Source organism: Ruegeria sp. BC1 (genome assembly GCF_056539305.1).
Map to the genome: position 1 here is coordinate 1 of NZ_JBQFUT010000019.1, position 6,681 is coordinate 6,681.

General features: G+C 53.1%; 5 protein-coding genes and 1 pseudogene. All 6 read left to right on the forward strand.

Going from position 1 to position 6,681, the window contains the following annotated elements; all coding sequences use genetic code 11:
- Window positions 1-292 precede the first annotated feature (292 nt).
- Entirely contained in the window at window positions 293-1,312 is a 1,020-nt protein-coding gene (locus ACR0IY_RS21795; protein ID WP_480677117.1) for a putative 2-aminoethylphosphonate ABC transporter substrate-binding protein, read from the forward strand.
- 106 nt (window positions 1,313-1,418) lie between these two features.
- Complete coding sequence (locus ACR0IY_RS21800; protein WP_480677119.1) at window positions 1,419-2,552, forward strand: putative 2-aminoethylphosphonate ABC transporter ATP-binding protein; 1,134 nt, start codon at window positions 1,419-1,421, stop codon at window positions 2,550-2,552.
- Window positions 2,549-4,564: a putative 2-aminoethylphosphonate ABC transporter permease subunit gene (locus ACR0IY_RS21805; RefSeq protein ID WP_480677121.1), complete on the forward strand. Its 2,016-nt coding sequence runs from the start codon at window positions 2,549-2,551 to the stop codon at window positions 4,562-4,564. The genes ACR0IY_RS21800 and ACR0IY_RS21805 overlap by 4 nt, the downstream gene beginning before the upstream one ends.
- Before the next feature lie 50 nt (window positions 4,565-4,614).
- Window positions 4,615-5,373 (forward strand): DeoR/GlpR family DNA-binding transcription regulator, encoded by a 759-nt coding sequence (locus ACR0IY_RS21810; protein WP_480677122.1) that lies wholly within the window; start codon window positions 4,615-4,617, stop codon window positions 5,371-5,373.
- 63 nt (window positions 5,374-5,436) lie between these two features.
- Complete coding sequence (locus ACR0IY_RS21815) at window positions 5,437-6,237, forward strand: inositol monophosphatase family protein (RefSeq protein WP_480677124.1); 801 nt, start codon at window positions 5,437-5,439, stop codon at window positions 6,235-6,237.
- 206 nt (window positions 6,238-6,443) lie between these two features.
- Window positions 6,444-6,595 (forward strand): annotated as a pseudogene (locus ACR0IY_RS21820) (IS3 family transposase); the annotation flags it as partial.
- Window positions 6,596-6,681: the final 86 nt, after the last annotated feature.

The following is a 6,681-nucleotide window of genomic DNA, read 5'->3' on the forward strand; positions in this document are numbered from 1 at the left end:
TTTACGGTTTGCCCCTGTCTTATCCGAGCGCGCGTTATCAAAACCGCAGTCGGAATGACAGTTGGGAGAAAAGCCTGCGGCAGAACCGCCGCTGCTTGCTTCCGATCGTTAGGTTAATAGGTTTTTGTTGCAATTAAGCGCAAATACAATTACCACAAAAATACACAACAACACAAAAAGCCCCAGATCATGCGGAAATCGCTCGTTGTTTGCAAAGCCGTCAGAGAAGCTGCTGGTGCACGAATCAAAGGACTGCAAACGTTTGGTTTGGGGCAACGCTCATGGAGGAAATATGAAATTCACTAGCAAACTTATAGCGTCCGCAGCGATTTCAATGATTGCGACGGTTGCTGCCGCAGAAGCCGAGCTGACTGTCTACACCGCAGTCGAAGCTGAAGATCTGGCGCGTTATGCTGAGGCTTTCAATGCCGTCCACCCCGATGTCTCGATCAACTGGGTCCGTGACTCGACTGGCATCATCACCGCGAAACTATTGGCTGAACGCGATAACCCTCAGGCAGACGTTGTCTGGGGGTTGGCTGCAACGTCACTGTTGCTCTTGAAATCCGAAGGTATGCTGGAGCCCTACGCCCCAGTTGGCGTCGAAAAACTTGACCCGAAATTCGTAGATAGCGGTGACGTTCCGACCTGGGTTGGTATGGACGCTTGGGTTGCGTCTGTTTGCTACAACACCGTTGAAGGCGAAAAGCTGGGCTTGACGGCCCCAACGTCTTGGAAAGATCTGACCGATCCGATGTATCAGGGTCATGTGATCATGCCGAACCCAAATTCCTCGGGTACCGGATTCCTTGACGTTTCGAGCTGGCTGCAAATGTTCGGCGAGGAAGAAGGATGGGCGTATATGGACGCGCTGCATGACAACATTGCGCGCTACACGCATTCCGGTTCCAAGCCTTGTAAGCTTGCCGCCGCTGGCGAAATTCCGATTGGCATTTCCTTTGCATTCCGTGGCGCGAAATCAAAGGCGGCAGGTGCGCCGCTGGAAATCGTGGTGCCGTCCGAGGGCGTTGGCTGGGATATGGAAGCCACTGCAATCGTTGCCGGAACCGGTGAGTTGGAAGCCGCGCAGAAACTGGTTGATTTCTCGGTGACCCGCGAAGCAATGGAAATGTACAACTCAGGCTACGCCGTGGTCGCAATGCCCGGTGTGGCAAAGCCGGTCGAGCATTTCCCCGAAGGATTGCTTGACGCCATGATTGCGAATGACTTCGAGTTTGCCGCCAACAATCGCGCGGAAATTCTCAAAGAGTGGCAGAGCCGGTACGACGGAAAGTCTGAACCGAAAAATTAATCCCCCCGTGGACTTTGGAGGGCTTTCGGGCCCTCCTTTTTTCTTACGATATCGAGGTAGCTCCATGCTGGATTCACCCGAAAGCCTGAAAACAAGAACGAGCGTCATGACTCAAACAGACCCTGCTCCAGAAACCTATCTCAGCATCGATCATCTTTGGAAAGCCTTTGGTGAGTTCCTGGCGCTCAAGGATATTTCTCTGGACATCAATGAACGTGAGTTCATTTGTTTTTTGGGCCCGTCAGGCTGCGGCAAGACCACACTTTTGCGCGCAATCGCGGGGCTGGATCTGCAAACCAAGGGCACTGTGATGCAGGGCGGCAAGGATGTGTCGAACCTACCGCCATCCGAGCGGGATTTCGGGATCGTGTTTCAATCTTATGCGCTGTTTCCGAATCTGACAGTTGAAAAGAACATTGCCTTTGGCCTTGAGAACACCGGGCGCAGTAAATCCGAAATCGCGGTGCGGGTGGCCGAGCTTTTGAAGTTGGTCGGCCTGCCGGATCAGGGATCAAAATATCCGGCGCAACTTTCCGGTGGGCAACAGCAACGTATCGCTTTGGCGCGCGCCATCGCGACCAACCCCGGCCTGCTGCTGCTGGACGAACCTCTATCGGCGCTGGATGCCAAGGTGAGGGTGCATTTACGGCACGAGATCAAAGAATTGCAACGCAAGCTGGGCGTGACCACGGTGATGGTGACCCACGACCAGGAAGAAGCGCTGGCTATGGCCGATCGGATTGTGGTGATGAACCACGGTGTCATCGAACAGGTGGGGTCACCAACCGAAGTTTATCGCCAACCCGCCAGTTTGTTCGTCGCGGACTTTATCGGCGAGATGAATCAGATTCCCGCAATTGCAGGAGCTGACGGTACTGTCACAATCGGAAGCGCGGAACTAAAAAGCCAACCGCACACATTTGGGGCCGGAACACAGGTCATCGCGGCCGTCCGACCCGAGGACGTCATTCCTCATGGTGATGGCGCACGTTCACCAGGAGCTCCTGACGTGATCGAGACCCCAGAGAACACATTTGAGGTTGATGTCGCTGAAATGGAGTTCCTCGGCTCGTTTTGGCGTTGCCGACTGCGCCACGAAATCTTCGGGTCAGAGGAGCTTATTGCCGACTTCTCTATCAACGCGGTGCGACGGCTGGGCCTTGCCGAAGGAAAACAGATGACCATTGAATTGCCCAAAGGCAGGCTGATGGCATTTGCGCCGGCTGGAGACGCGACATGACAGATGTAAGTCTCAACACGTTGCCTGAAGGGCCGCTTGTCAAAGGCAAATTGAGTCGGGACGACGTCATTATGCGCTTGGGCATGGTGGTGATCGCTCTATACCTTGTTGTGACATTGGTATTTCCGCTTTGGTCCATGCTCTCAAAGAGTTTTTCGACCTATACATTTGATCTGGGTGCCTATGAGCTTCAGGTCAGTGATGAAGAGGGAAATTACAGCGGCGAGGTTTTGACGCCCGAACAGCTTAACGCGCAGCTGCAAGTGCTGAGTGGTAATGATCTGATTGCGGGATCCGACAGCCGCTTGGGGCTGACTCAGTTTTTCCCGGATTTCAGTTTCCGCAGCCCTGTGATGTATCAGCTCCGGAATACGTCCGAGACCGGGCGGTTCCTCGTTGGTTCGGAACTGAAAACCGGGACCGAGTGGCTGGAGCTTGACAGTAACACGTTCCGGCGGGTGCAACTGCGCCCCGAAAAGGCCACTGGGTTGGGCAACTTCGTAAGCTACTTCTCGACGCCCGCCTTGTTCAACTCGATCAAGAATTCGCTGTTCATCTCGCTGATTAGTACCGTGGTGACAGTAGGGCTGGCTTTCTGGTTTGCCTATGCGCTGAACCGAAGCTGCATGCGGTTCAAAGGGTTCTTCCGCCTTGTCGCTATGGCCCCAATTCTGGTGCCGTCATTGCTGCCTGGGATCGCTCTGGTTTATCTGTTCGGCAATCAGGGGATGATCAAAGAACTGCTGTTCGGGGCCAGTATCTATGGGCCCATAGGGATCGTGATAGGATCGGTGTTTTTCACCTTCCCTCATGCTTTCATAATCATCTCGACAGCATTGGCAATTTCTGACGCCCGACTGTATGAGGCGGCGGCAAGTCTGCGATCAACGCCCTGGAGGACATTCTGGACGGTTACGATCCCCGGCGCGCGCTACGGTCTCATCTCGGCTGCCTTTGTGGTATTTAATCTTGTGATCACCGATTTCGGTCTTCCGAAAGTGATTGGTGGGCAGTTCAACGTCTTGGCCGTCGACATCTACAAACAGGTGATCGGTCAGCAGAACTTTGAGATGGGCGCGGTGGTGTCTGTGGTATTGGTCATTCCTGCGATCTTTGCCTTTGCGATCGACCGGCTGGTGCAATCGAAGCAGGTCGCGCTTTTGTCTGCGCGTTCAGTGCCCTACCAGCCCAGTCCGAACGCAAAGACTGACCGGATATTCCTGATCTACTGCTTTGTAGTAGCCTTCTTCATTATCGGTATCCTCGGCGTCTGCCAGTTTGCCGCTCTGATCAAATTCTGGCCCTATGACCTCAGCTTCAGCCTGACTAACTACGACTTCAACCGTATGGATGGCGGCGGCTGGGCCTCGTACTTCAATTCGATCAAGCTGGGTTTGCTTACTGCTGTGGTCGGCACCTCGGTCGTGTTCTTTGGTGCCTATCTGGTTGAGAAGTCGAACGGGTTCAAAGTCGGTCGCGCGTTGTTTCAGATGTTCGCGATGTTGCCTATGGCCATTCCTGGAATGGTGCTTGGATTGGCCTACATCTTCTTTTTCAACAACCCGGCCAACCCGTTGAATGCGATCTATGGAACGATGACCATTTTGGTGATCTGTACCGTGACGCACTTCTACACAGTCTCGCATCTGACTGCGGTGACCGCGCTAAAGCAAATGGATCGGGAGTTTGAAAGTGTGTCAGCCTCGCTGAAACAACCGACGCTAAAGCTGTTTGGTCGTGTGACTGTTCCGGTTTGCTTGCCAGCTATTTTGGACATTTCGATCTATCTGTTTGTCAACGCCATGACGACGGTATCGGCTGTTGTCTTCCTCTATTCACCCAAAACAGCGTTGGCTTCGATTGCGGTTTTGAACATGGATGATGCCGGTGATATTGCCCCGGCAGCGGCAATGGGGATGATGATCTTCTACACCAATGCTGCGGCCAGGATTATCCATCTGCTCGTCTCAAAGGGCGTGTTGAGGAGAACGCAAGCTTGGAGAACACGATGAGGGTGGCAATTGCACGTTTTCTCAAAAGAAGCGGAGCTGAAGGGTAGCACATGTGGTCGCAAGAACGCCATAAAAGGATTGCTGCGCTTTTAAAAAGCAACCAGCGTGTTAGCGCCAATGATCTTGCGGATATTCTGCAAGTCTCTCGTGAAACGGTACGCCGTGATTTGCTGGAGCTTGAGGAAAGCGGTTTGGTGGAACGTGTCCATGGAGGTGCTGTTCTGCCATCCCGCGCAAGCGAAGCCCCGTTTGAACGGCGGCGCGATGTTCGCGCGCGATCCAAACAGAGTATCGCCAAAAAAGCTGTCTCGCTGATTGAGCCGGGGACATCTATCATGGTCGATGCGGGCACCACCACGGCTGCGTTTGGGCAAGCTATCGCAGCGGTATCACAGCTGATGGTCGTCACCAATTCGATCGAGATTGCTTTGGCCGTGCAGGCGGCTGAGGCGGATATAGAGTTGGTCCTTGTTGGAGGAAGCATGGTTTCGGACGTGCCCGCAACGTTCGGAGAACTGACCCTCTCTGAGATCAAGCGGTTCCAGGTTGATCTTGCAGTCATTTCGCCAGTTGCCATACATCCCAAAAAGGGTGCGTTTTCATATGCAATGAATGAAGCTGAAATTGCCAGGGCGATGATCGCGCAAGCCAAAACGAATATGTTCCTGTGCGATCGTACCAAGCTCGGGGAAACCAGCCGTGTTCAAATTTGCCAGGCAGGTCGGATCGACACTCTCATAACTGATAGCAAAGCGCTCTCGGAACAGACGGCTCCGTTTGTCGAGAACCAAATAAATGTTCTTGCGTGACGAACAACAAACTAACGGGTTCTTAGGCGACAGATCTGGCCCGACCGAACGAGGAGAATAAGTATGACTGCCACTGAAAGCGAGGCCGTTGCTGTCAACAAGATAGACAACATTATCGCTGACTGCGAGGCATGGGCAGAAACTGCGACAGCGATTGCTCGGACGCATTTTCGTAGCAACGGTGACATTGATTTCAAATCTGACGAAAGTCCTGTCACCTTCGCAGACCGTCGGATCGAAGAGGAAATTAAGAAAGAAATCCTGAGCAAGTACCCCAAAGACAGTTTCTTCGGCGAAGAGAGCGGCGTCGACGGCAATGTCGACGGTAACCTTTGGGTGGTTGATCCTATTGATGGCACACGGTCCTTTATCACAGGTAACCCTATGTTCGGACTGCTGTTGGCGCGGGTCGAAAATGGAACACCTGTTGCAGGAACGATTTCGATGCCAATGTTTGGCGAAGTATTCTCTGGCGGTCTGAACCGCGGAGCGACTTGCAATGGAAAGGCCATTCACGTTTCTGGGCAAAGGGTGCTCGATGATTGCAGCATTTACATAAACGAAGGTCAGAAACTGATCGCCGAACACCCCGAGAAATTTGCGCGTTTGCTGAAAGTCGGCAAAACGCAAAGGTTTGGATACGATTGCTATCCGCACGCTTTGTTGGCTGCAGGGTATGTAGATGTCGTCGTGGACTACGATTTGAAACCCTATGACTTCCTTGCCTTGTCGTCGGTTGTGCGGGCAGCGGGTGGAATTATGACGGATTGGTCCGGCAACGACTTGGGCCTATCCTCTAATGGTGCTGTCGTATCGGCAGCGACACCCGAACTGCACCGTTTCATGATCGAGATATTAAACTAGGCATGCATGCGCGCGAGGATCAATCTGCCAGTGCTTGCCGGGTGGTTGCGGACTTTACATCCTCGATGTTTGGCATCAGCACCCGTGAGACATGGTAAGCCGATTGCGTAGAGGAGGGTTTCAGGCTCATCCTAGCCATCAAAGCGTGGAGATGAGAATGAAATCCAGCAAAGCAGAAAGCTGCGGCGGAGCGAGTCGTGTAAGACATCCGCAGGAAGACTAGGTGCCAGCATATGTCCGAAGAGAAAAACCGCATTGTTTTAGAGAGTTCGCGCGGCGAGGACAGCATTGCAGAACTGTACCGACGCGAGAGTATTGCTACGAGCCTCAATACAGTTGGTTGAAAGAGTTCTTTGAGGTTCTGTTGGAGACTTTTCTCCCAACTGTCATTCCGACTGCGGTTTTGATAACGCGCGCTCGGATAAGACAGGGGCAAACCGTAAC